Origin of the sequence: Streptomyces luteolus (genome assembly GCF_029968015.1) — a bacterium.
GTDB lineage: Bacteria > Actinomycetota > Actinomycetes > Streptomycetales > Streptomycetaceae > Streptomyces > Streptomyces luteolus.
Map to the genome: position 1 here is coordinate 1 of NZ_JASCIS010000036.1, position 24,963 is coordinate 24,963.

Genomic DNA, 24,963 nt, shown 5'->3' on the forward strand with positions numbered 1-24,963 from the left:
TCCCGAAAGTCCTGCGGACAGCTTCGGGGGCCAGCCCCCGGACCCCCTCCCCCAAGCTCTCGGCTTCGCTCGAGCAGGGGGGACCCCCATCTCAAACGCCGGAGGGGCTGGATTTTGCGGCCAGGGGCTGATGTGCGAGTGCCGCTACGAAACAGTGCGTACCCGCAACGCCCGTTCCAGGTCGTCCAGTTGGTCCACCAGCTTGCGGCGCAGGGACGGGGGCGGGTTGTCGCGTTCCAGGCAGGTGCGGCCGAGGCTCAGTGTGGTGTCGCTGACGGCGATGGCGGGGAAGGCCCAGCGTCCCGCTGCGTCGCCGATGGCGGGGCCTCGGCGGGCGGCGACGGCGAGGGCGGCGTCGTAGTAGCGGGGGATGTAGTCGCGTACGAGGTCGAGTTGTTCGGGTTGCCAGAAGCCTTGGGCGGTGGCGGTGAACAGGTAGTTGGAGAGGTGGTCCTCTTCGAACATGGCGCGCCAGGCGGTGGCTTTGGCGACGGGGTCGGGCAGGGCGGCGCGGCAGCGGGCCGCGCCTTCCTGGCCGGTGGCGCTGGGGTCCTGGGTGAGTTCGGCTTCGATGACGGCGTCGTCGACGGCGCCGAGTACGGAGAGCCGGTGGAGGATGCGCCAGCGCAGTTCGGGGTCGAGTTCGGGGCCGCCGGGGACGCTGCCGGAGTCGAACCAGTCGCGGATGGTGTCGGGCTGGGCGGCGGCGGAGATGAAGTGGCGGACCGCGGTGAGGCGCAGGCCGGGGTGGGAGCCGTCCTCGGTGCGGCGGATGAGGTCGCGGCACAGGTCGGTGAGGGTGGCGAGGGCGGCGGGGCGTTCGGTCGCGGGGAGGAAGCGGTCGACGACGTGGGCGGCGGTGAAGGTGAGGACGCCCTGGACGAGGGCGAGGTCCGCTTCGCCGGGGAGGTGGGCGCGGGCGGCTTCCAGGTAGGCGGCGGGCGGGAGTTCACCGTCGCGTACGGCGTCGCGGAGGGCGTTCCAGACGACGGCGGAGGTGAGAGGTTCGGGGAGGTGGGAGAGGCCGGTCTTGAGGGTGGTGAAGGAGTGCTCGTCGAAGCGGATCTTGGCGTAGGTGAGGTCGCCGTCGTTGAGGACGACCAGGTCGGGGCGGCGGCCGGGGAGTTGCCGCGCGTGGACCTGCGGGGCGTCGGCGGGGATGTCGACGTCGAAGCGTTCGCGCAGGTGGAGGGTGGCGGCCGAGGCGGCGGTGGAGAGGGAGACGGTGTCGTAGAGGCCGATGGTGACGTGGTGGGGGCGGCTGCCGTCGTGGTGGACGGTGAGCTGCATGCCGTCGTCGGTGTCGCTCAGCGAAGGCGTGAGGGTGTCGATGCCGGTGGTGCCGAGCCAGGCGCGGGCCCAGGCGTGGACGTCGCGGTCGGTGTGGGCGGCGAGGTTGTCGAGGAAGTCGGCGAGGGTGGCGTTGTCGAACTTGTGGCGCTTGAAGTGGGTGTTGATGCCGGCGAGGAAGTCCTTCTCGCCCAGCCAGGCGACGAGTTGGCGCAGTGCGGAGGCGCCCTTGGCGTAGGAGATGCCGTCGAAGTTGAGGTCGGCGGTCGCGGTGTCCGGGACGAGTTCCGGGTCGGGGGCGACGGGGTGGGTGGAGGGGCGCTGGTCGGCGTCGTAGCCCCAGGGTTTGCGGGTGATGCCGAAGTCGGTCCAGGTGTCGGTGAATCGGGTGGCTTCGGCGGTCGTCTGGTAGCCCATGTACTCGGCGAAGGACTCGTTCAGCCAGATGTCGTCCCACCAGCGCAGGGTGACGAGGTCGCCGAACCACATGTGGGCCATCTCGTGGGCGATGACCATGGCGCGGGTCTGGCGTTCGGTGTCGGTGACGGCGGATCGGTAGACGAATTCGTCGCGGAAGGCGACGAGTCCGGGGTTCTCCATGGCGCCGGCGTTGAACTCGGGCACGAAGGCCTGGTCGTACGAGTCGAAGGGGTAGGGCTCGTCGAACTTCTCGTGGTAGCGGTCGAAGCAGCCTCGGGTGACGGTGAGGAGTTCCTCGGCGTCCGCCTCCAGGTGGGGGGCGAGGGAGCGGCGGCAGTGCAGGCCGAAGGGGAGTCCGCGGTGTTCGGTGCGGATGGAGTGGTACGGGCCTGCGGCGATCGCGGCGAGGTACGTGGAGATCGGCGGGGTCTCGGCGATCTCCCACTGGCCGGGGGTGTGCTCGGTGGCGATGCCGTTGCCGAGGACGGTCCAGCCGGTGGGGGCGGTGACGGTGATCGCGAAGCGGGCCTTGAGGTCGGGCTGGTCGAAGCAGGGGAAGATCCGCTGGGCGTCGTCCATGCACGCCTGGGTGTAGAGGTACGTCTCGCCGTCGGTGGGGTCGGTGAAGCGGTGCATGCCTTCGCCGGTGCTGGAGTAGCGCATGACGGCGTCGATGTGCAGGGTGTGCGGGCCGGCGGTGAGGGCGGGGAGGGGGAGGCGGCCGGCGGTGTATGTGGTGGGGTCGAGGGGGTGTCCGTCGAGGGTCGCGGAGCGCAGTGTTTCGGCTTTGAGCTCGATGAAGGTGTCGCCGTTCGCGGTGGCCGTGAAGTGGGTCACGGTGCGGGTGTCGAACGTGGTGTCGCCCTTGGTCAGGTCGAGGTGGACCTCGTACCGGTGGGCTTCGATGAGCTCGGCTCGGTTGTGCGCTTCGTCGCGCGTCAGTACGGACATGGGTTCATGCTGCACGATGCGGTCCTGTTGGCACAGGGGAACCCTGGTCCGGGGCCGGGCCCTGGGGGCTCTGCCCCCGGACCCCGGCTTGTCCGACCCTCGGGTCGCCGTTCAGCGCACTCGGAGCGTGGGGCTGTGCCCACCCTCCCCCAAGCTCTCGGCTTCGCTCGAGCAGGGGGGACCCCCATCGCCCTGCGGAACGCCTGCCCACAGCAGGGCACAGCCAGCGAGGGCTAGGACCTCGCGATCGTCTCGTGGTGGCGGATTACCTCGGCGATGATGAAATTGAGCAGCTTCTCCGCGAACGCCGGGTCCAGTTTCGCGCTCTCCGCCAACGCGCGGAGGCGTTCGATCTGTTCGGCCTCGCGGTTGGGGTCGGCGGGCGGGAGCTGGTGCTGGGCCTTGAGATGGCCGACCTGCTGGGTGCACTTGAAGCGTTCCGCGAGCATGTGGACGACTGCGGCGTCGATGTTGTCGATGCTGTCGCGCAGGCGGGCGAGTTCGGCGCGGACCTGTTCGTCGACGCCCTCGGCGGGCTGACCGTTGTCGCTGTTCGTGATGCTGCTCATGGGGTCGAGCCTACGTTGCCGGGTCGAGCATGGGCGGGTCGTCCGGGTCCGGTATCTGCTGGGACCAGCCACCCGGTACGGCGCGGCCCTGCTGCTGGCGGAAGCGGACGGGGGCGACGCCTACGCGGCGGGTGAACAGGCGGGAGAAGTAGGCGGGGTCGTCGTAGCCGACGCGGCGGGCGACGGCGGCGACGGGGAGTTCCGTGGCGGCGAGGAGTTCCTTGGCGCGGCCGAGGCGGATGCCGAGCAGGTAGTCCTTGGGGCTGCAGCCGGCGCCGCGGCGGACTGCGGTGCGCAGCTCGGCGGGTGTCATGCCGTGGCGGGCGGCGTGCTCGGCGACGGAAAGGGGCTGAAAAGCATCGCGGGCGAGGGCCTGGAGGACGGGGTCGCCGTCGGGGGCGATGTCGGCGCGGGCGCGGCGCAGGGCGACGAGGAGTTCGTGGACGGCGGCGCCGGTCTCCACTTCGAGGAGGGGGTTGCCGCGGCGGGCGGCGCGGGCGATCCGGCCGACGGCGGTGCGCGGTGCGGCGGCGTCGGCCAGCGGGATCACGGGGCGCTCGGGTTCGATGTAGCCGAGTTCGGTGTACGTGCTGGTGGCGGGGCCGGTGAAGTCGACGAAGGACTCGTCCCAGCCGGTGTTCGGGTCGGCGCCGTAGTGGTGCGGGACGCCGGGGATGATCCACAGCAGGGCGGGGGCGGTGACGGTGGTGCGGTGGCCGTCGGGGCCCTGGTACCAGCCGCTGCCGGCGCTGATCACGATGGCGACGTGGTGGTCGAGGGTGCGGGGGCCGACGGTGGGCAGGGTGCCGTGCTGGAGTCCGACGCCGAGGCAGACGAGGCCGAGGCGGTGGTGGACGGGGCTGGGCGTGAAGTACCGCATCCACGTGTGATACATGCCTTTTTGCCCCTTTCGTCCTGGCCTGCGCGTGCGCTGCGCGGCCGCTGTTGCGTCCAATCAGGGCTGATCTTTGTCCATGGACCGGCCCGCCGCCAGGGGGTGAGGGTGGGGCGCACTGTGCGTGACGGAAAGGCGGGCCCGGTGGGCGAGTTTGTGGTGGGGGACGAGGAGTTCGAGCTGGACGGGCGGCCGGTGCGGCTGCTGTCGGGTGCGCTGCACTACTTCCGGGTGCACGAGGCGCAGTGGGGGCACCGGCTCGCGATGCTGCGGGCGATGGGCCTCAACTGTGTAGAGACGTACGTCCCGTGGAATCTGCACGAGCCGCGCCCGGGTGAGTGGCGGGATACGGCGGCGCTCGGCCGGTTCCTGGACGCGGTGGATCGGGCGGGCCTGTGGGCGATCGTGCGGCCGGGCCCGTACATCTGCGCGGAGTGGGAGAACGGCGGGCTGCCGCACTGGCTGACCGGGCCGCTCGGCGGGCGGATCCGGACGCGTGACGCGGAGTATCTGGCGCAGGTGGAGCGCTGGTTCGGGGTGCTGCTTCCGCAGGTGGTGGAGCGGCAGATCGACCGGGGCGGGCCGGTGATCATGGTGCAGGTGGAGAACGAGTACGGCTCGTACGGCTCCGATCAGGAGTATCTGCGCCACCTCACACAGATGCTTGAGGACTTGGGGGTGCGCGTGCCGCTGTTCACCTCCGACGGGCCCGAGGACCACATGCTGACGGGCGGGTCGGTGCCGGGGGTGCTCGCGACGGTCAACTTCGGCTCGCAGGCCCGGGAGGGCTTCGCGACGCTGCGCCGTCACCGGCCGAAGGGCCCGCTGATGTGCATGGAGTTCTGGTGCGGCTGGTTCGACCACTGGGGCACGGGGCACGTCGTACGCGACCCCGCGGACGCGGCGGCCGCGCTGCGGGAGATCCTGGAGGCCGGGGCGTCGGTGAACCTGTACATGGCGCACGGCGGTACGAGCTTCGCGGGGTGGGCGGGCGCCAACCGGGCCGGGGGCGCGCTGCACGACGGGGCGCTGCTGCCGGACGTGACGTCGTACGACTACGACGCGCCGGTCGACGAGTTCGGCCGTGCCACGCCGAAGTTCTGGGCGTTCCGTGAGGTGCTGGCCGGGTATGCGGACGGGCCGCTGTCCGAACTGCCGCCCGCACCGCAGGAGTTGGCCACCGCGTCGGAAGCCGCCCTCGGCGACTGGACCCCGCTGGGGGAGGTCCTGGACGCCCTCGGCGGACCGGAACAGGCCTTCGGGTCCGCGCCCACCTTCGAGGAGCTGGACGTGGACCGCGGCCTGGTCCGCTACCGCGTCGACGTGCCCGGGCCCCGGCAGCCGTACCCGCTGCGGGCGCGGGGCCTCAGGGACCGGGCGGTGGTGCACGTGGACGGCGTACGGGCCGGGGTGCTCACCGAGGACTCCCCCGAACTCCCCGAACCGGTCGCCGGACCGGCACGCGTGGAGCTGGTCGTGGAGTCCCTGGGCCGCGTCAACTACGGCCCCCGCCTGGGCGAGCCCAAGGGACTCACCGGGGGTGTGCTGCACGAGCGGCAGTTCCTGCACGGCGTACGGGCGACGGGGTTGCGGCTCGACGCGTTCGACGATGCGGAGCGGGTGCGGGGGCTTGCCTCCCGTGCCCCGGAGGGTGGGGCGGGCCTGTACCGGGGCACTCTCGACGTACGAGGCGCGGGTGACGCCGTGCTCGAACTCCCCACGTTCACACGCGGGTTCGTGTGGGTGAACGGGTTCTGTCTGGGGCGGTACTGGAGCGTCGGGCCGCAGAAGTCGTTGTACGTGCCGGGGTCCGTGTTGCGGGAGGGGGCCAACGAGGTGTGGGTCCTTGAGTTGGAGGGGGCTGGGGCGGGGGCGTCGGTGCGGGTGGGGGCGCCTGCGGCGGGCTGATCCCCTACCCGCCCCTTCCCGAAAGTCCTGCGGACAGCTTCGGGGCTCCGCCCCGGACCCCGCTCCTCAATCGCCGGAGGGGCTGAAAAATCAGCCCCTCCGGCGACGCCTAAACCTCCCGCACCTCGAAGCCGTCAAGGACGAACTCCGCCTTCCCGTCCTCCCCCACCTTCCTGAGGCCGACCCACGCCTCGCCCTTCTCCGGGGCCGTGAACTCGTAGGACAGAACCGTGGGTTCAGTAGCCACCGGCAGCGGCTCGCGGGACAGCTCCCGCTCCCCCGGCTCGTCCACCGCCGTGATCCAGGCGTACTGCCCCGCCTTCTCGTTCTCGTACCGGAACGTCACCCGGTACCTGCGGCCCGCGGTGAAGCGGACCGTGTGCGGGACCGTGCGGTAGACGAGGCCCTTGTTCTCGCCGCGGGACTTCAGGGACTCGGAGCCGTCGATGACGTCGTCGATCGCCTTGCCGTTCCAGCCGCGCTGGGTGTACGGGGCGTGCCGCTGGGCGATGTGGGTGCGCGGGTCGGTGGCGCCGCCCGCGTCGCCCTTGACGAAGACGCCCCAGCCCTGCGGCACGTGCTCGAAGTCCTCGAACGCCAGGGCGCCTTCGGGCAGCGCGGAGCGTCGTGCCGGGACGACCCGCAGGTTGTCGAAGCGGACCCGCGCCTGCCCCTTCTCCGCGCGGAGCGTGAGGGCGACCGGGCCGCCGCCCTCGGGGACCGTGAAGTACGTGAACAGGCGCTGGAAGCGGGTGCCGTGCTTGCGGTCGGCGGCGACGTGGTTCCCGGCCGTGGACGTGTGCGTGAAGTTCTCCGCCCGTACCCCGTCCGCGGTGCGCACCTCCAGGGCCGCCTTGCGCCGCTCCCCCGCCTTCGCGCCGACCTCGACCTGCACGGACGCCGCGTAGCTGCCGGGGGCGAGGCGGGTGAGGCGCTGGCCGACGGCGGCCGCGGCGCCCGCGCCGATCACCAGCTCGTGGTCGCCGAGCGCGCTCAGCTCCACGGAGGCCGGTCCTGACACCGTCCAGCCGTCCAGGGAGCCGGAGTTGAAGCCCGGGTCGTGCAGCGGTGTGGCCTGGCCCCAGTCGGGGTCGCGGGGTGCCGGGACCTTCTCGCGGTAGAGGACGTACGGCTGCTTCGCCTCGGCCTTCAGCGTCACCTTGCCGCCGCGGGCGACGCGTACCGTGCCCTCGTACACCCGGCCCTGGTCGGTGAGGCGGTACAGGGCCAGCTTCGAGGCGTTCGACCAGCCGCGCGGCAGTTGCCAGGTGCTGGAGCCGGCCTTCGGCGCGTAGTGGTAGAGCTTCGGCGGGTTCAGGGCCTTCCTCGGCTCCCAGGGCAGCAGATAGCGGCCGTCCTCGTAGACGGTGCGGCCGTCGGTGGTGATGACGCGCTTGCCGCTCGCGTCGGAGACCTTCGTGGCGGTGTCGCCGAAGAGCGTGATCTCGTGCTCGGTCCAGGTCTTGATCGGGTGCGCCTGCAAGTACTTGGCGGGCAGCGAGTCCGTCCAGATCTGGTCGTAGAACACGCTCCAGTCGGTCTTGCCGACCCAGCCCTCGAAGTTGCCGGTGCACGGGATGCCCAGGAGCGTGGGCCACTTGTCGGCGAAGACGTCCTTGTGGTCGTTGCGGATGAAGCGGATGAGCCGGGAGTTGATGCCGCGGGAGGTGTCCGGGCCGTAGTCCGTCTCCGTCGCCCAGTGCGACCAGAGCGAGGAGCGCTCCAGGCCGTGGCCCCACTCGGTGGTGACGTGCCAGCCCTGCTCGCGCAGGGCGCGCTGGAGCCGGTCGGAGTTCCAGCCGGACTCGCGGAACACGTCGATGTAGAGGGTGTTGAGGGCCGGGTCCGCCTCCGCGCGCAGGTCGGCGAAGCGCTTGACGATGTCGCCGGAGACCAGGTCGCGGCGGGGGTCGATGCGGTAACTCTGGTCGAGCCAGTCCCACTGCTCGTCGGTCTTGTCGACGAGGGTCTCGGAGAAGGCGTTGGCGACGGGGTACGACTCGGTGGCGTTGACGTGCACGCCGAAGTCGCTGCCCCACTTCCTGCCCTCCCTGACGAGGGTGTTGAGGTCGGCGAGACCGCCCGCGCGCTTGTTGTGGTTGCCCGCGTAGTCGGGGTGCGCGGAGTCGTGGCCCTCGGACTGGTAACCCTTGAGCAGGGTGTACTGGCGCAGCCCGTCCGTGGCCAGCGAGATCCGCTTGACGTGGTCGAGGGTCAGCAGGAACGGGTTAGTGGCCTGCGAGGCGAAGTTGAACGGAATGTGCGGGACCACGCGCAGGTGCTGGTCCTCGGCGCCGAGCGGCATCACCATCACGTCCCGGAACGCGATCGCGGCGTCCTGCCAGTCGACCAGCTCGTCGCCGTTGCGGTCCCCGGTGACGATGACGGTGGCGTACGGGAGGGGCTCGGTGGCGTCGACCGGCGAGGTGGCGGCGCGATGGGTGAACTGGCCGAGGGCGAGCCGCGCCTCGACCCGGCCGTCCTTCCGTACGGTGCTGCGCCGCAGACGCCCGTTGTCCCAGGTCGTGCCGGCCTCCGAAGTGGGCTTGTCGTAGACGGTGTTGGTCTCGACGGCCCCGCCGAGCCGGTCGTGCGCGACGACCGCGTACGCGCAGCCCTTGGCCGCCTCGGCCGGGGTGTCCGGGGTGACCTCGACGAGGGTGTCGCCGCTCTTCGCCTTGTCCAGCTCGATCCGCGCGGCGAGCAGCGCGGCCCCCGGCTGGTCGCTGCGCACCGCGAGCAGGGGCAGGTCGGGGAGATCCAGGGTGCCGACGCGCAGCGCCGCCGTGTCGGCGATCCGCGTGATGCGCCAGTGCACGCGGTCGCCGTCGACGCGTATCTCGGCGTCGATCTCGGTGCCGCCGGTCAGGGCGAGGGTGTACGTGATGCGGTCGGCGGCGGCCTTCGAGGTGACCTTCGGGGTGTGCTCGGTGCCGTCGATCACCAGCGTGGTGACGGGGGATCCGGCGCCGTGCAGGACGGCTCCGGAGGAGCGGTGGGTGTAGTCGACGACGCGCGGGAAGGCGGTGTCGACGCGTACGTCGAGCGTGCGGGAGCGCAGTACGGCCTCGCCCCTGGTCGCTGCGGCGGCTGTGGCTGCGCCGGGAAGCTGGACGCCGAGGGCAAGGCCGGCGCCCACGGCCGCGGTGGCGGTCACGACGCTGCGGCGGGACGGTCCATCGGTCTGTGCGCGCACTGCACCCCTCCTCGGGACGGTTCTGTGTGGCCGTCACGATGCGGGAAGGCGGGGCGGAGGGCCCATGGACAAAGGAGCGGGAGTGGTTGGACAAACCATTCCGGCGAAGGCGCGCACACACGCGTCCCCCGACCAGCCGCCGTGCGGGCCGGGGGACGCGTGGGTTCAGGAAACCGCCGGACGGCTTACAGCTCCGAGGCCGCCTTGGCTATGTCCGCGTTGAAGTGCGACACCTCGGTGTAGACACCGGGCTTGCCGGGACGGGCGCAGCCCTCGCCCCAGCTGACGATGCCGACCTGGATCCACTGGTCGGAGTCGTCCTTGCGGAACATCGGGCCACCGGAGTCGCCCTGGCAGGTGTCGACCCCGCCCTCGTCGATGAGGCCGGCGCACAGCTCCTCGCCCTCGATGAGGTTGGAGTACGCCTTCTTGCAGGTGGCGTCGTCGACGAACGGGACGGTCGCCTTCAGCAGGTGCTGCTGCTGCGCGCCGCCCTCCTTGTCGGCACCCCAGCCGGCGATGGTGAAGTCGCCCTTGTCGTAGGCGTCCGAGTCGGCCGTCTTCAGGGTGGGGATGCCGAGCGGCTTGTCGAGCTTGATGAGCGCCCAGTCCTTGCCGTTGCCGTCGTAGCCCGGGGCCTGGAGGACCTTGGTGGACTTCGCGGTGACGGCGTCCGGGGACTCCAGGTCCACGACGCCGCCGGTGGCGGTGATGGACGTGTCGTCACCCGAGCCGTCCACGCAGTGCGCGGCGGTCAGGACGATGTCCTCGGCGTACATGGAACCGCCACACCCCATGGAGAGCCGCACCATGAACGGGAATTCGCCCTGCTGGGCCTTGGTGCCGCCGACGACGCGGGTGGAGGGGCCGCCGCCGTTGTCGGACTGGGCCTGGGCCGAGGACAGGGGCTGCAGGCTGACGGCGGCGAGGGTGATCGCGCCGAAAGCGGCTGCTCTCTTGAATGAACCAAACGGGTTCTTCAACTGTCTTCCTTTCGTGGGGGGTTGCACGCGCACGGCAGCGCCCCGCCGAAATCCGATCGACATGGGCATGCCAAGCGCGTGCCTCGGATTATTGAGGGCCGAACGGCGCAGGGGCAAGGGTCTGTTTCAGGTCAGGAGGAACAGCACGTTTCCTGACGAACCCCCGTACAGTGGAAGTCCCTTGACCGGCGTGTGGCCGGTCCCGGCCGAGCCGAAGGCGGTGCGGGCGTGACGTACGGCAGCGGACGCCCCGTCGAGCACGGATTCCCGCACCTGGACACGGTGCGGGCGGCGATCAATGCCCTGTACCGCCGCCTCACCCCCGAGGCGCTGCGCACGTTCGACACCAGCGTGGCCCCGGCGGACGTGGCCTTCGCCGACCAGGACGAGCTGCATCTGGGCGTGCAGCGGGTGGCCCGCGCGATGGTGCAGCACCTGCGGCTCCCGGACGCCCGGATGATCGTGAGTTTCCGTGCGATGGAACACGCCGCGAATGTCGAACTGGCCGCGGGGCCCGAGTACTTCATCGAGCTGAACGACCGATTCCGTACGCACCGCAGGGACATCGGCGCGGCCCTCGCCCACGAGGTCATGCACGTCTACCTGCACCGCATCGACCTCGCCTTCCCCGGCACCCGCGGCAACGAGATCCTCACGGACACCGCCACGACCTACCTCGGCGCGGGCTGGCTGCTCCTGGACGCCTTCCGCGAGGACGGCACGTCGTCGCAGAAGCTCGGCTATCTCACCCCGGAGGAGTTCGGGTACGTCCTGGCGAAGCGGGCTGCGCTCTTCGATGAGGACCCGGCGATCTGGTTCACCAGCCCGCAGGCGTACACGGCGTACGAGAAGGGCCGCGAGCTCGCCCGCGAGGACACGCGGCAACCCCCGCTGACCGCGGCGGGCTGGGCGGGCCGCCACCACTACGCCAAGGCCCGCCGCCGCGCCGCGGCCGCCCCCGCCGGAAACGTCCGCTACCGCTTCGACCCCGGCCCGCCGCTCCGCGTCACCTTCCCGTGCCCCACCTGCGAACAGCGCATCCGCGTCCCCGTCAGGGGCCGGGTCAGGGCGCGGTGCGGACTGTGCGGGACGGTGCTTGAGTGCGATACGTAGGGTCCCGCTTCGCGGGTGGCGGCCCCACTCCCTCACCACTCCACGTCGGGCAAGAACCTTACGGGTTGGGCGAGTTGGCCGCTCCCGCGCGGGCGGCGGTGGAACGGCGGTACGGCGGTCTCGGGCTGTGCCCCCGCACGCTGGTGGCGTTGCGGGGGCGACTGGTCACCGAGGGCCGGGAAGAAGGGCGGGGCTCAGGCGGCCGCGCGGCGGCCGCCGCCCTGGGGCCTGCGGCCCCGACCGCCCGAACCGCGCCGCGCACCACCGGACTTGGCGCCGGAAGCACCGGAAGCACCGGCACCGGCTCCGGCTCCGGCTCCGCTCCCGGAGCCCGACTGGCCCCGCCGCGCGCCCGCGCCCGTACCCGTACCCGTGCTCGTGCCGGAACCGGACCCCGACGCGGACGTGCCCGCGGACCGGGAACCGCCGCGGCCGCCGCCCGTGCGCGAGCGGGACCGCGAGGGCCGCGACGGTCGCGACTTCGCGCCCGCGCCGGAAGCCTGCTGGGGCTCCGGTGCCGGAAGCGTCACCGCCACGCCGGACGGCTCGCGCGCGCCCGTGATCCGGGCCAGTTCCTCGTCCGTCGAGCGGATGCGGGTGGTGGTCGCGTCGATGCCGGCGACCGACATCAGGCGGCTCATCTCGCGCTTCTCCTCGGGCAGGACGAGCGTGACGACGCTGCCGGAGGCACCCGCGCGGGCCGTGCGGCCGCCGCGGTGCAGGTAGTCCTTGTGGTCGGTCGGCGGGTCCACGTTCACGACCAGGTCGAGGTCGTCGACGTGGATGCCACGCGCGGCGACGTTGGTGGCGACGAGCGCGCTGACGACGCCGGTCTTGAACTGCTCCAGGGTGCGGTTGCGCTGCGACTGCGAGCGCCCGCCGTGCAGCGCGGCCGCGGGCACGCCCTGGCCGAGCAGCCGCTTCGCGAAGCGGTCGGCGGCGCGCTTGGTGTCGACGAAGAGGATGACGCGTCCGTCGCGGGCGGCGATCCGCACGGCGACGGCCTTCTTGTCGGTCTCGTCGGCGACGTGCAGCACATGGTGGTCCATGGTGACGACCGCGCCCGCCGACGGGTCGACGGAGTGCACCACGGGGTCGCTGAGGAACATCCGGACGAGCCTGTCGATGTTCTTGTCGAGCGTCGCGGAGAACAGCAGCCGCTGCCCGTCCGGCTCGACCTGCTTCAGGAGGGCCGTGACCTGCGGCATGAAGCCCATGTCGGCCATCTGGTCGGCCTCGTCGAGGACGGTGATCGCCACGTCGCCGAGGGTGCAGTCGCCGCGGTCGATGAGGTCCTTGAGGCGTCCGGGCGTGGCCACGACGACCTCGGCGCCGCGCCGCAGCGCGCCCGCCTGCCGTCCGATGGAGAGCCCGCCGACGACGGTCGCGAGACGTATCCGCAGGGCGTTGGCGTACGGGGTGAGGGCGTCGGTGACCTGCTGGGCGAGCTCACGCGTGGGCACCAGGACCAGGGCCAGCGGCGCCTTCGGCTCGGCGCGGCGGCCCGCGGTGCGGGCGAGCAGGGCGAGGCCGAAGGCGAGGGTCTTGCCGGAGCCGGTGCGGCCGCGGCCGAGCAGGTCGCGACCGGCGAGCGAGTTGGGCAGCGTCGCGCCCTGGATCGGGAAGGGCTCGGTGACGCCCTGGGCGGCGAGGGTGCCGAGCAGGGCCTCGGGCAGGTCGAGCTCCGCGAACGACGTCACGGCGGGCAGCGCGGGCGTGACGGACTCCGGTACGGCGAACTCGCCCTGCGCAGGCACGGCGCGGCGGGGCGTGGCCCTGCGCCGGTTGGTGTTGCCGCCGTTCCTGGAGCCGCGGGCGGGACGTGCGGAGCTGGTCGTGCCGATGATGCCCTCCTGGAGCGTCGAGCCCCCGGTCCGGAGACCGACGGCAGAAACCGGGGCCCGCACCGGCTGGTGCGGGCCCCGGCTGTGGGATGCGCGATCCCCCGGACGTCAGGCCGGGAGGATGTTCTCCGCCTGCGGGCCCTTCTGGCCCTGCGTGACGTCGAACGTGACCTTCTGGCCCTCCTGGAGCTCACGGAAGCCCGAGGTCGCGATGTTGGAGTAGTGGGCGAAGACGTCGGCGCCGCCGCCGTCCTGCTCGATGAAGCCGAAGCCCTTTTCCGAGTTGAACCACTTCACGGTTCCGGTGGCCATGTTTTTCTCCTTCTGTTGGGGCAGATCCAGGGAGTCGCACCTCGCGGCTCCCCTTGTCGCGCTTGAGCCCCGTCCGGAGCGGCCGGAATAGAACCGGAACGGCCGGAAAACAAAAATGCGCCTGAGGATCATTCCCGTCAGGCGCACATAAAGTTCATGGGTACCAAAACTGCAACCCGGTCACCCTAGCACGATTCGGGCCCCGCCCACGTGACGCGTGCCACGTGGCCGGTACGAGGCCTCTGACCAGGGCATACGGGCGGTGCCGCAGGCCGCCTCACGCACGTACGGCGATTCCGTCCAGGACCATCGACAGGTACTGCCGGGCGATCTCCTCCGGGCTGTGCAGTCCGCCGGGCCGGTACCAGGAGGCCGCGACCCAGACGGTGTCGCGGACGAAGCGGTAGGTGAGCCGGATGTCCAGGTCGGAGCGGAAGACCCGGTCGGCGACGCCGCGTTCGAGGGTGCCGAGCCAGGCCTTCTCGAACTTCTCCTGGGACGCGGCGAGATACCCGAAGCGGGGCTGGCGGGCGAGGTGGCCGGACTCCTTCTGGTAGATCGCGACGGCGGCGCGGTGCCGGTCGATCTCGCGGAAGGACTCGGTGACGAGGGCCTCGATGGTCTCGCGGGGGCCGAGTCCGGCGGCGAGGACCGCGTCGTACCCCTCCCAGAGTTCGTCGAGGAAGGTGGAGAGGATCTCGTCGAGGATCCCCTCCTTGGAATCGAAGTGGTAGTAGAGGCTGCCCGCGAGCATGCCGGCCTCGTCGGCGATCTTGCGGACGGTGGTGGCGTTGTAGCCCTGCGCGGCGAATACCTCAGCGGCGGTCGCGAGCAGCTCGCGGCGGCGGTCGGGCGACGGGGGCACGTTCTTGGCGGTCTGCTTCGGGTTCTTGGCGGTCTGCTTCGGGTTCTTGGCGGTCTGCTTCGGGTTCTTGGCGGTCTGCTTCGGCACACGTCCATTGTCCGCCCCGCGACCGCATGCCTGCGCATGTTTCAGGGCCGCACGATCCCCTGTCCCCGCGCCGCCGCCAGCCACGACGGGAACTCCCCGACCAGCCGGTCGTAGAGCACCGCGTCCGGCACCGCCCGAGGGTCCGCCCCGGCATGGAAGAACCCCGCGTTGTCCACCGCCCGCCGCCCCGGCACGGGCAACTCGTCCAGCTTGCGCAGGAAGTCGAACTGCTTGCTGTCCGGATCTCCGAAGCCGATGAACTGCCAGAACAGCGGAAGTCTCGCCGCCTTGCAGAGGTACCGCTCCGCGGCCGGGCGGCTGATCGGGCCGCCGTCCGTCTGGAAGACCACCAGGGCGGGTTCCTTCGAACCGCTGTCGAGGTAGTGGTCGATGACCGCGTCCATGGCCAGGTGGTAGCTGGTCTTCCCCATGTGCCCGAGCCGGGACACGATCCGCTCGACACTCCCCCGGTGGTCGTCCAGGGCGACGGAGTCGACGGCGTCGATGTCGGTGGAGAAGAGCACCGTCGGCACCCGCCCGTCGTCGTCCAGGTGCGCGGCGAGCCCCAACACCCGCTCGGCGAGCGCCTGGACGGTGCCGTCCTTGTAGTACGGGCGCATCGAACCGGAGTAGTCGAGGACCAGGTACACCGCGGCCCGCGCCGAGTCCAGGCCGTGCTTGGTGAGGCTGACGCCCGCGTGCTTGTAGAGGTCGACGAGGGCGGGGGCGGTCTCCTCGACCTTGCGCAGGGAGATGGCGGACGGCATGCGGCGACTCCTCACGGACGGCCACGAACGGCCTGGCTCCTGCCTGTTGAGGTTACGGCAGGCGCTGTTCCTGGTGTCGGACGACGGCGGCAGCCGGCTCAGCCCTTGACCGCCCCCGCCGCGAGGCCGGAGCCGAGCTTGCGGTGGACCACGACGAAGAAGATCATCACGGGCACGGTGACGAGCGTGGAGCTGGCCATCACCGGGCCCCAGGCCGTCGAGTTCTCGCCGAAGAACTGGTAGATGCCCACGGCGGCGGTGTACTTGTCGCTGCCCTTCATGAAGGTGTACGCGAACACGAACTCGTTCCACGCGGTGATGAACGCGAAGATCGACGTGGCGACGAGGCCGGGCGCAACCAGCGGAAGCAGCACGGACCAGAACATCCGCGGCCAGGACGCCCCGTCGATGTACGCGGCCTCCTCGACCTCCTTCGGCACGGTCTGGACGAAGCCGCGCAGCGTCCAGATCGCGAACGGCAGCGACAGCGCGATGTAGACGACGCTCAGGCCGAGCAGCGAGTTGAGCATCTCGTAGTCCCGCATCTGGATGAAGAGCGGGATGACGAGGGCCTCCAGCGGCACCATCTGCACGATCAGGATCATGATCAGTACGGAGGTGCGGAAGCGGAACCTGAACCGGGCCACCGCGATCGCCGCGAACAGCGACAGCAGAGCGGCGGCCAGGATGGTCGCGCCGCCGACGATCGCCGAGTTCAGCAGATACGTACCGAAGTTGCCGCGCTCGAAGACAAGTTGGAAGTGGTCGGAGGTGACGCCGCTGGGCAGCAGGTCGGAGCCGCGGGTCAGGGCCTTCGGGTCGAACGCGGTGGAGACCATCCAGTAGACGGGGAAAAGCGTGAAGACGAGGAGCGCGGCGACGGCGGCGCCGAGCCCGAGCCGGCGCACTGGCGAGCCCTTGGTCTTGGCCTTGGTCAGGCTCTGGGTGCTCACAGGTCCTCCTCCCCCTGCCGGAACAATGTGCGGATGTAGACGATCGTGATGGCGAGCAGCAGCAGCGTGAGCAGCACGGCGGCCGCCGAGCCGGCCCCGTAGTCGTTCTTGGCGAACGCCTCGATGTACGAGAAGACGCCGAGGTTGTAGACATCCGGGTTGGAGCCGTTGCCGCCCGGCATCACGAAGATCTGCGTGAAGACCTTGAAGTCCCAGATGGTCGACAGGATCGTGACGACGAGGAACACCGGCTTGATCGTCGGCACGGTGATCTTCCAGAACCGCTGCCAGGCGTTGGCGCCGTCCAGCATGCCCGCCTCGTACAGCTCCTTGGGGATGGTGAGGAGGCCGGCGAGGACGGTGATGGCGACGAACGGGAAGCCGTGGTGGACCACGTTCACGGTGGCGATGGCGTAGAACGGCAGCCGCTCGGTGAACCAGTTGGTGGTGGCCGGGTCGATCAGGCCGGCGGCGCCCGCGAGTTGACTGAACAGCCCGTCCTGCGGCTGGAAGAGCCAGATCCAGACGTACGTGCCGGTGACGGCGGGCATCGCCCAGGCGGCCAGGATCGCGATCGAGCAGATCAGGCGCCAGGTGGTGCCGAGCCGGTTGAGCAGCAGCGCGACGAGGGTGCCGAGGGCGATGGTCAGGCCGACGCAGGCGACGGCGAAGAACACCGTGTTGGGCAGGACCGTCTTCCAGAGCAGACCGCTGGTGAGCAGGTCGGCGTAGTGGTCGAAGCCGGTGAAGGTGCCGACGCCGCCGCCGAACTTGACCTCGTAGTCCTGCAGGGAGAGCTTGCCGACCTGGATGAGCGGCCAGAGCAGCAGTCCGGCCAGGACGATCAGGGCGGGCGCCAACAGGAGCCAGGGGCGGGTGAGTTCGACCCGTCTGCGGCGGCGGAGCGCGGCCTTGTCGGTCGTGGGGTTCGCGGGGGCGGGGCGGCCGGCCGTCAGGGTGTCCCCGGCGTCCGGCCCGCTCCCGTCGATGAGCGTCTTGCTGGGCTTCACCTGCGCGCCGTCCTCACTCGTCCTTGGCGAAGATCGCGTCCATGTCCTTGGCGGCCTTGTCGGCGGCCTCCTGGACGCTCGCCTTGCCGCTCAGAATCGACTGGATCATGCCGGGGACGACCTGGGAGGCCTGGATCTCGCCGTACGCCTTGGTCTTCGGGACCGTGGCGCCGGCCTCCAGCATCTGCTTCGCGAACGGCTCGACCAGCGGGTCCTTCTTCGCGGCGACCTTCTCCAGCTCGGAGTTCTGGCCGGGGAAGTAGTTGGTCTGCTCGGCCCACTTGGCGGCGAACTCACCGGTAGTCAGGAGCTTCACGAACTCCCAGGCCAGGTCTTTGTTCTCGGTGTTGAACGTGGAGAGGTACGAGCCGCCGAGGAAGGAGCGGCTCATGCCGCCGTCCTTACCGGGGATCGGGATGGCGCCGAGCTTGCCCTTGAGGTCGGGGTTGGCCTCGACGATGGCCTTCGGGGTCCAGTTGCCGCCGATGGCCATGGAGATCTGGCCCTTGTTCCAGGCGTCGCCGACCTCCTTCTCGGTCCAGGTGTTCACCTTGGCCGGGGAGAGCTTCTCCTTGGTGGCGAGGCCGGTGTAGTACTCGATGCCCTCGACGGACTTCGGCGAGTTGATCGCCGACTTCCACTTGCCGCCCTTCTCGGTGGCGAGCTCGCCGCCCGCGCCCCAGATGAACGCGGTCGCGAACATCTCGGCGCCGCCCGCGACGGGGAAGGCGACCTTGTCGGGCTCCTTCTCCTTCAGCGTCCTTGCGGCGGCGGTCAGTTCCTTCCAGTTCGTCGGCGGCTTGATGTCGTGCTTCTCGAACAGGTCCTTGCGGTACACGATCGAGCGCACGCCCGCGTACCAGGGCATGCCGTACTGCTTGCCGTCGAGGGTGCCCGCGTCCTTGAGGCCCTCGACGAGGTCGTCGCCGAGCCCGGACTCCTTGACCTTGCCGGTGACGTCGACGAGCGCGCCGGTCTCGGCGAACTGGGGCACCCAGGTGGTGCCGACCTCGGCGACGTCCGGGACCTGGTCGGCGCCGCCTTCGATCGCGGTCGTGAACTTCTTCTGGCCAGTGGCCCACTGCTGGTACTCGACCTTGATGTCGGCGCCGGTCTTCTTCTTGAACGCCGCCGCGGCCTCCTTGAAGAAGGGCCGCGCGTCCGGGTTGGTGCCCTCCATGATCCATACGGTGAGGGTCTTGCCCTTGCCGTCGGTCGCGGACTCCTCGTCGCCCGACCCTTCGCCGCATGCCGTCGCGGTCAGGCCGAGCGTCAGGGCGATCCCCGCCGCGATGACACGTCGCTTCATACCGGCGCCTCCTGGATGGCGGTCCAAACGGAGATCTCGGTGAACGACCCCCGCTGTGGGTGATTCTCGCCACGCGGGATCGAGCCGGTCTAGACCCATCCGGATACGCGGCCGAACCGTGACTGTCATTGCGACGGGTGCAATATGTGCGGGCGTGATTGCAGAGCACGCAACTCAGCCTGCGGCACTCGTGCCCCGAAAGGGGCGCGGGGAACTGCGCGAGCAACCACGACGGCGCAGCAGCCGAACGAACAGCGCCGCAGACTTTCGGGAAGGGGCGGGGAGGGGCGGGGAGGGGAAAGACGAAATGCCGCAGCGCCCGCCCTGTCGTCCGGTCGGGGACAGTCAGGCAGGCGCTGCGTCAGGTCCGTACGCCGTTGTACGGAGCGTCTGTTGGAGCCGTACGGGTTACACCGTCAGGGCGCGGTCCGTGGGCTTGATGGGGGCCGGGAGGTCCGACGCCCCGGTGAGGAAGCGGTCCACGCCGCGGGCGGCCGAGCGGCCCTCGGCGATGGCCCAGACGATGAGGGACTGGCCGCGGCCCGCGTCACCGGCGACGTACACGCCGGGGACGTTGGTCTGGAAGTCGGCGTCGCGGGCGACGTTGCCGCGGGCGTCGAGCTCCAGGCCGAACTGCGAGACGAGGCCGTTCTCCTGGTCGGTGCCGGTGAAGCCCATCGCGAGCGTGACCAGCTGGGCCGGGATCTTGCGCTCGGTGCCGGGCTTCTGCTCCAGCTTGCCGTCCTTGAACTCCACCTCGACGAGGTGCAGGAACTGGACGTTGCCGTCCTCGTCGCCCTCGAAGTGGGTGGTGGAGACGGAGTAGACCCGCTCGCCGCCCTCCTCGTGCGCGGAGGTGACCTTGTAGAGCATCGGGAACGTGGGCCAGGGCTGGCCCGGGTTCCGGTCGTCGCCCGGCTTCGGCATGATCTCCAGCTGCGTGACGGAGGCCGCGCCCTGGCGGTGGGCGGTGCCCACGCAGTCCGCGCCGGTGTCACCGCCGCCGATCACGACGACGTGCTTGCCCTCGGCGGTGATCGGGGGCGCGACGTAGTCGCCCTCCTGCACCTTGTTGGCGAGCGGCAGGTACTCCATCGCGAAGTGGATGCCGTTCAACTCGCGCCCGGGGACCGGGAGATCGCGGGAGACCGTCGCGCCCGCGGCGATCACCACGGCGTCGTACCGCTTGCGGAGCTTCGCGGCGTCGATGTCGCGGCCGATCTCGATCTCGGTGCGGAACTTGGTGCCCTCCGCGCGCATCTGCTCGATACGGCGGTTGATGTGCCGCTTCTCCATCTTGAACTCGGGGATGCCGTAGCGGAGCAGGCCGCCGATACGGTCCGCGCGCTCGTAGACGGCGACGGTGTGGCCGGCCCGCGTGAGCTGCTGCGCGGCGGCCAGGCCCGCCGGGCCCGAGCCGATGACCGCGACCGTCTTGCCGGAGAGCCGCTCCGGGGCCTGGGGCGCGACATCGCCGCGGTCCCACGCCTGGTCGATGATCGAGACCTCGACGTTCTTGATGGTCACGGCCGGCTGGTTGATGCCGAGCACGCACGCCGACTCACAGGGCGCCGGGCAGAGGCGGCCGGTGAACTCCGGGAAGTTGTTGGTGGCGTGCAGACGCTCCTGCGCCGCCGACCAGTCCTCGCGGTACGCGTAGTCGTTCCACTCGGGGATCAGGTTCCCGAGCGGGCAGCCGTTGTGGCAGAACGGGATGCCGCAGTCCATGCAGCGCGAGGCCTGCTTGGAGATGATCGGGAGCAGCGAGCCGGGAACGTAGACCTCGTTCCAGTCGCGGACCCGCTCTTCGGTGGGGCGGGTCTCGGCGACCTCGCGGCCGTGGTTGAGGAAGCCCTTCGGGTCAGCCATTGATCGCCGCCTCCATCATCTTCTCGTGGGTCTCGGACTCGGGGAGCCCGGCCAGCTCGGCGGCGTCCTTGGCGGCGAGCACTGCCTTGTACGTACTGGGGATGATCTTGCTGAAACGCTCCACCGACACGGACCACTCGGCGAGCAGCTTCTCGGCGACCGTCGAGCCGGTCTCCTCCTGGTGGCGGCGCACGACCTCGTGCAGCCACTGCTTGTCGGTCTCGTCGAGGGCCTCGACCGCCCCGGCGTTGCCGGAGTTGACGTTGTCGGAGTCCAGGTCGATGACGTACGCGGTACCGCCGGACATGCCCGCCGCGAAGTTGCGGCCGGTCTCGCCCAGGACGACCGCCTGGCCGCCGGTCATATACTCGCAGCCGTGGTCGCCCACGCCCTCGGAGACCACCGTGGCACCGGAGTTGCGGACGCAGAAGCGCTCGCCGACCCGGCCGCGGAGGAAGACCTCGCCGCCGGTCGCGCCGTAGCCGATGGTGTTGCCCGCGATGGTCGAGTACTCAGCGAGGTGGTCGGCGCCGCGGTCCGGGCGGACCACGAGGCGGCCGCCGGAGAGGCCCTTGCCGACGTAGTCGTTGGCGTCGCCCTCCAGGCGCAGCGTCACACCGCGCGGCACGAAGGCGCCGAAGGACTGGCCCGCGGAGCCGGTGAAGGTGATGTCGATGGTGTCGTCGGGCAGGCCCGCACCGCCGAACTTCTTCGTCACCTCGTGGCCGAGCATGGTGCCGACCGTGCGGTTGATGTTGCGGATCGCGACCTGGGCGCGGACGGCCTGGGCCTCCTGCGCGGAGTTCGCGGCGAGGGCGTCACCGGCGAGCTTGATCAGCTCGTTGTCCAGCGCCTTCTCCAGGCCGTGGTCCTGCTCGACCAGCTGGTGGCGTACGGCGCCCGCGGGCAGCTCGGGCACGTGGAACAGCGGGTCCAGGTCGAGGCCCTGCGCCTTCCAGTGGTTCACGGCGCGCTCGGTGTCGAGGAGTTCGGCGTGGCCGACGGCCTCCTCGATGGAGCGGAAGCCGAGCTCGGCGAGGAGCTCGCGGACCTCCTCGGCGATGAACTCGAAGAAGTTCACGACGTACTCGGCCTTGCCGGAGAACCGGTCCCGCAGGGTCGGGTTCTGGGTGGCGATGCCGACCGGGCAGGTGTCCAGGTGGCAGACGCGCATCATGACGCAGCCGGAGACGACGAGCGGCGCGGTCGCGAAACCGAACTCCTCGGCGCCGAGCAGCGCGGCGATGATCACGTCGCGGCCGGTCTTCAGCTGGCCGTCGGTCTGTACGACGATGCGGTCGCGCAGGCCGTTGAGCAGCAGGGTCTGCTGGGTCTCGGCGAGGCCCAGCTCCCAGGGGCCGCCCGCGTGCTTCAGCGAGGTCAGCGGGGACGCGCCCGTACCGCCGTCGTGGCCGGAGATCAGGACCACGTCCGCGTGCGCCTTGGAGACACCCGCGGCGACCGTGCCGACGCCGACCTCGGAGACCAGCTTCACGTGGATGCGGGCGGCCGGGTTGGCGTTCTTGAGGTCGTGGATCAGCTGAGCCAGGTCCTCGATGGAGTAGATGTCGTGGTGCGGCGGCGGGGAGATCAGGCCGACGCCGGGCGTCGAGTGCCGCGTCTTGGCGACCCACGGGTAGACCTTGTGGCCGGGCAGCTGGCCGCCCTCGCCGGGCTTGGCGCCCTGGGCCATCTTGATCTGGATGTCGTCGGCGTTGACCAGGTACTCCGAGGTCACACCGAAGCGGCCGGAGGCGACCTGCTTGATGGACGAGCGGCGCGCCGGGTCGTACAGGCGGTCCGGGTCCTCGCCGCCCTCACCGGTGTTGGACTTGCCGCCCAGCTGGTTCATGGCGATGGCGAGGGTCTCGTGCGCCTCCTTGGAGATGGAGCCGTACGACATGGCGCCGGTGGAGAAGCGCTTGACGATCTCGCTCGCGGGCTCGACCTCGTCGATGGAGATGGACGGCCGGTCGCTCTTGAAACCGAACAGGCCGCGCAGCGTCATCAGGCGCTCGGACTGCTCGTTGACGCGGTCCGTGTACTGCTTGAACACGTCGTACTTGCGCTGCCGCGTGGAGTGCTGGAGGCGGAACACCGTCTCCGGGTCGAACAGGTGCGGCTCGCCCTCGCGGCGCCACTGGTACTCGCCGCCTATCTCCAGGGCGCGGTGCGCGGAGGGGACGCCGGAGGCCGGGTAGGCCTTGGCGTGGCGGGCGGCGACCTCGTCGGCGATGACGTCGATGCCGACGCCGCCGATCTTGGTGGTGGTGCCGTTGAAGTACTTGTCGACGAAGGCCTGGTCGAGACCGACACCCTCGAAGACCTGCGCGCCGCGGTAGGAGGCGACGGTGGAGATGCCCATCTTCGACATGACCTTGAGGACGCCCTTGCCGAGCGCGTAGATCAGGTTCCGGATGGCCTGCTCGGCTTCGATGCCGGGCAGGAACGTGCCTGCGCGGACGAGGTCCTCGACGGACTCCATCGCCAGGTACGGGTTGACCGCGGCGGCGCCGTAGCCGATGAGCAGGGCGACGTGGTGGACCTCGCGGACGTCACCGGCCTCGACGAGCAGGCCCACCTGGGTGCGCTGCTTCGTACGGATGAGGTGGTGGTGGACGGCCGCGGTGAGCAGCAGCGACGGGATCGGCGCGTGCTCGGCGTCCGAGTGGCGGTCGGAGAGCACGATCAGGCGGGCGCCCGCCTCGATGGCCGCGTCGGTTTCGCCGCAGATCTCCTCGATGCGGGCGGCGAGGGTGTCGCCGCCGCCGGAGACCCGGTAGAGGCCGGACAGGGTCACGGACTTCATGCCCGGCATGTCGCCGTCGGCGTTGATGTGGATGAGCTTGGCCAGCTCGTCGTTGTCGATCACCGGGAAGGGCAGGGTGACCGAGCGGCAGGAGGCGGCGGTGGGCTCCAGGAGGTTGCCCTGCGGGCCGAGGGAGCTGTGCAGCGAGGTGACGAGCTCCTCGCGGATGGCGTCAAGGGGCGGGTTGGTGACCTGCGCGAACAGCTGCGTGAAGTAGTCGAAGATCAGCCGGGGGCGCTCGGACAGGGCCGCGATCGGGGTGTCCGTACCCATCGAGCCGATCGGCTCCGCGCCGGCCTTGGCCATCGGCGTGAGCAGGACGCGCAGCTCTTCCTCGGTGTAGCCGAAGGTCTGCTGGCGGCGGGTGACCGAGGCGTGGGTGTGCACGATGTGCTCGCGCTCGGGCAGGTCGGAGAGCTCGATCTCGCCGGCCTCCAGCCACTCCGCGTACGGGTTCTCGGCGGCGAGGGCGGCCTTGATCTCGTCGTCCTCGACGATGCGGTGCTCGGCGGTGTCGACGAGGAACATGCGGCCGGGCTGCAGGCGGCCCTTGCGGACGACCTTGGCGGGGTCGATGTCGAGGACGCCGACCTCGGAGCCGAGGACGACGAGGCCGTCGTCGGTGACCCAGTAGCGGCCGGGGCGCAGGCCGTTGCGGTCGAGCACGGCGCCGACCTGGGTGCCGTCGGTGAAGGTGACACAGGCCGGGCCGTCCCAGGGCTCCATCATCGTGGAGTGGAACTGGTAGAAGGCGCGCCGGGCCGGGTCCATCGAGGCGTGGTTCTCCCAGGCCTCGGGGATCATCATCAGGACGGAGTGCGGCAGCGAACGGCCGCCCAGGTGCAGGAGTTCGAGGACCTCGTCGAAGGACGCTGAGTCGGAGGCGTCCGGCGTGCAGACGGGGAAGATCCGGTCCAGCTTCTGCTCACCGAAGAGATCGGACACGAGCTGCGACTCGCGGGCCCGCATCCAGTTCCGGTTGCCCTTGACGGTGTTGATCTCACCGTTGTGCGCGACGAAGCGGTACGGGTGCGCGAGCGGCCACGACGGGAAGGTGTTCGTGGAGAAGCGGGAGTGGACGAGCGCGACGGCCGAGGCGAGGCGGCGGTCGGACAGGTCCGGGAAGAAGGGCTCCAGCTGGCCGGTGGTCAGCATGCCCTTGTAGACGATGGTGCGGGCGGACAGCGACGGGAAGTACGTCGCGGCCTCGCGCTCGGCGCGCTTGCGCAGGACGAAGGCCTTGCGGTCGAGCGCGATGTCCTTCGAGGCGCCGTCCCCCACGAAGATCTGGCGGAAGACCGGCATCGTGGACCGGGCGGAGGCGCCGAGCAGCTCGGGCGCGACCGGCACGTCACGCCAGCCGAGGACGTTCAGGCCCTCTTCGGCGGCGATGGCCTCGATGCGCGCCGCGGTCTCGTCGGCGCTGTCCACGGGCAGGAAGGCGATACCGACGGCGTACGCGCCCGCCTCCGGCAGGTCGAAGCCGGCGGCCTCGCGCAGGAAGGCGTCGGGGACCTGGAGCAGGATGCCGGCGCCGTCACCCGAGTCCGGCTCGGAGCCGGTGGCGCCGCGGTGCTCGAGGTTGCGCAGAACGGTGAGCGCCTGCTCGACCAGCTCATGGCTGGCAACACCAGTCAGGGTGGCCACGAACCCGACACCGCAGGCGTCGTGTTCGTTACGGGGGTCGTACATGCCCTGGGGGGCGGGGCGACCGTCCATGGGCGACCAGGCGTCGGAACGCATCGGCACTCCCGTCGTCGTCGAGGCAAATGTGCAGTGTGTGCATGTGCCGAGGGACGACGTTGGCCCTCGC

The 24,963-nt window shown here is 70.6% G+C and carries 16 protein-coding genes; 2 read left to right on the forward strand and 14 right to left on the reverse strand.

Translation table 11 applies throughout. The features are described from left to right. Positions 1 to 144: 144 nt before the first annotated feature. From pepN to QIT00_RS28155, 3 genes are all read right to left on the reverse strand, one after another. Entirely contained in the window at positions 145 to 2,661 is a 2,517-nt protein-coding gene (pepN, locus tag QIT00_RS28145; protein WP_282538228.1) for an aminopeptidase N, read from the reverse strand. A 233-nt stretch (positions 2,662 to 2,894) separates the two neighbouring features. Continuing rightward, on the reverse strand, positions 2,895 to 3,230 hold the full coding sequence (locus QIT00_RS28150) for a chorismate mutase (RefSeq protein ID WP_282538229.1): 336 nt from the start codon (positions 3,228 to 3,230) through the stop codon (positions 2,895 to 2,897). A gap of 10 nt (positions 3,231 to 3,240) precedes the next feature. After that, a complete protein-coding gene (locus QIT00_RS28155; RefSeq protein WP_282538230.1) occupies positions 3,241 to 4,125 on the reverse strand; it encodes a helix-turn-helix domain-containing protein in 885 nt (294 codons plus the stop codon). A gap of 144 nt (positions 4,126 to 4,269) precedes the next feature. On the opposite strand from QIT00_RS28155, the gene QIT00_RS28160 reads away from it, so the two are divergent. After that, positions 4,270 to 6,033, forward strand: a complete 1,764-nt coding sequence (locus tag QIT00_RS28160) for a glycoside hydrolase family 35 protein (RefSeq protein ID WP_282538286.1) — start codon at positions 4,270 to 4,272, stop codon at positions 6,031 to 6,033. 109 nt (positions 6,034 to 6,142) lie between these two features. Here the strand turns inward: QIT00_RS28160 and QIT00_RS28165 are convergent, their stop codons facing one another. Both QIT00_RS28165 and QIT00_RS28170 read right to left on the reverse strand, forming a co-directional pair. Further along, positions 6,143 to 9,229 carry an endo-alpha-N-acetylgalactosaminidase family protein gene (locus QIT00_RS28165; protein ID WP_282538231.1) on the reverse strand — a complete coding sequence of 1,029 codons (3,087 nt, stop codon included), beginning with the start codon at positions 9,227 to 9,229 and terminating at the stop codon, positions 6,143 to 6,145. Positions 9,230 to 9,414: 185 nt separating this feature from the next. Then, a complete protein-coding gene (locus QIT00_RS28170) occupies positions 9,415 to 10,212 on the reverse strand; it encodes a S1 family peptidase (RefSeq protein WP_282538232.1) in 798 nt (265 codons plus the stop codon). Positions 10,213 to 10,440: 228 nt separating this feature from the next. Here QIT00_RS28170 and QIT00_RS28175 point away from each other — a divergent pair, with 228 nt between their 5' ends. Next, positions 10,441 to 11,325 (forward strand): hypothetical protein, encoded by an 885-nt coding sequence (locus tag QIT00_RS28175; protein WP_282538233.1) that lies wholly within the window; start codon positions 10,441 to 10,443, stop codon positions 11,323 to 11,325. A 194-nt stretch (positions 11,326 to 11,519) separates the two neighbouring features. On the opposite strand, the gene QIT00_RS28180 is transcribed toward QIT00_RS28175, so the two are convergent. From QIT00_RS28180 to gltB, 9 genes are all read right to left on the reverse strand, one after another. After that, positions 11,520 to 13,172 carry a DEAD/DEAH box helicase gene (locus QIT00_RS28180; RefSeq protein ID WP_408909871.1) on the reverse strand — a complete coding sequence of 551 codons (1,653 nt, stop codon included), beginning with the start codon at positions 13,170 to 13,172 and terminating at the stop codon, positions 11,520 to 11,522. Positions 13,173 to 13,277: 105 nt separating this feature from the next. Next, on the reverse strand, positions 13,278 to 13,481 hold the full coding sequence (locus QIT00_RS28185; RefSeq protein WP_005318814.1) for a cold-shock protein: 204 nt from the start codon (positions 13,479 to 13,481) through the stop codon (positions 13,278 to 13,280). 277 nt (positions 13,482 to 13,758) lie between these two features. Beyond that, a complete protein-coding gene (locus QIT00_RS28190; protein WP_282538287.1) occupies positions 13,759 to 14,346 on the reverse strand; it encodes a TetR/AcrR family transcriptional regulator in 588 nt (195 codons plus the stop codon). Between the two features lie 128 nt (positions 14,347 to 14,474). Next, positions 14,475 to 15,200 (reverse strand): vWA domain-containing protein, encoded by a 726-nt coding sequence (locus tag QIT00_RS28195; RefSeq protein ID WP_282538235.1) that lies wholly within the window; start codon positions 15,198 to 15,200, stop codon positions 14,475 to 14,477. Between the two features lie 98 nt (positions 15,201 to 15,298). Continuing rightward, positions 15,299 to 16,153 (reverse strand): carbohydrate ABC transporter permease, encoded by an 855-nt coding sequence (locus QIT00_RS28200; RefSeq protein ID WP_282538236.1) that lies wholly within the window; start codon positions 16,151 to 16,153, stop codon positions 15,299 to 15,301. Continuing rightward, a complete protein-coding gene (locus tag QIT00_RS28205) occupies positions 16,150 to 17,163 on the reverse strand; it encodes a carbohydrate ABC transporter permease (protein ID WP_282538237.1) in 1,014 nt (337 codons plus the stop codon). The genes QIT00_RS28200 and QIT00_RS28205 overlap by 4 nt, the downstream gene beginning before the upstream one ends. Before the next feature lie 13 nt (positions 17,164 to 17,176). Further along, the gene (locus QIT00_RS28210) at positions 17,177 to 18,472 is read right to left on the reverse strand and encodes a sugar ABC transporter substrate-binding protein (RefSeq protein WP_282538238.1); all 1,296 of its coding nucleotides are present in this window, start codon (positions 18,470 to 18,472) and stop codon (positions 17,177 to 17,179) included. A gap of 408 nt (positions 18,473 to 18,880) precedes the next feature. Continuing rightward, a complete protein-coding gene (locus QIT00_RS28215) occupies positions 18,881 to 20,341 on the reverse strand; it encodes a glutamate synthase subunit beta (protein WP_282538239.1) in 1,461 nt (486 codons plus the stop codon). Next, on the reverse strand, positions 20,334 to 24,893 hold the full coding sequence (gene gltB, locus QIT00_RS28220; RefSeq protein ID WP_282538240.1) for a glutamate synthase large subunit: 4,560 nt from the start codon (positions 24,891 to 24,893) through the stop codon (positions 20,334 to 20,336). The genes QIT00_RS28215 and gltB overlap by 8 nt, the downstream gene beginning before the upstream one ends. Between the last annotated feature and the right edge of the window lie 70 nt (positions 24,894 to 24,963).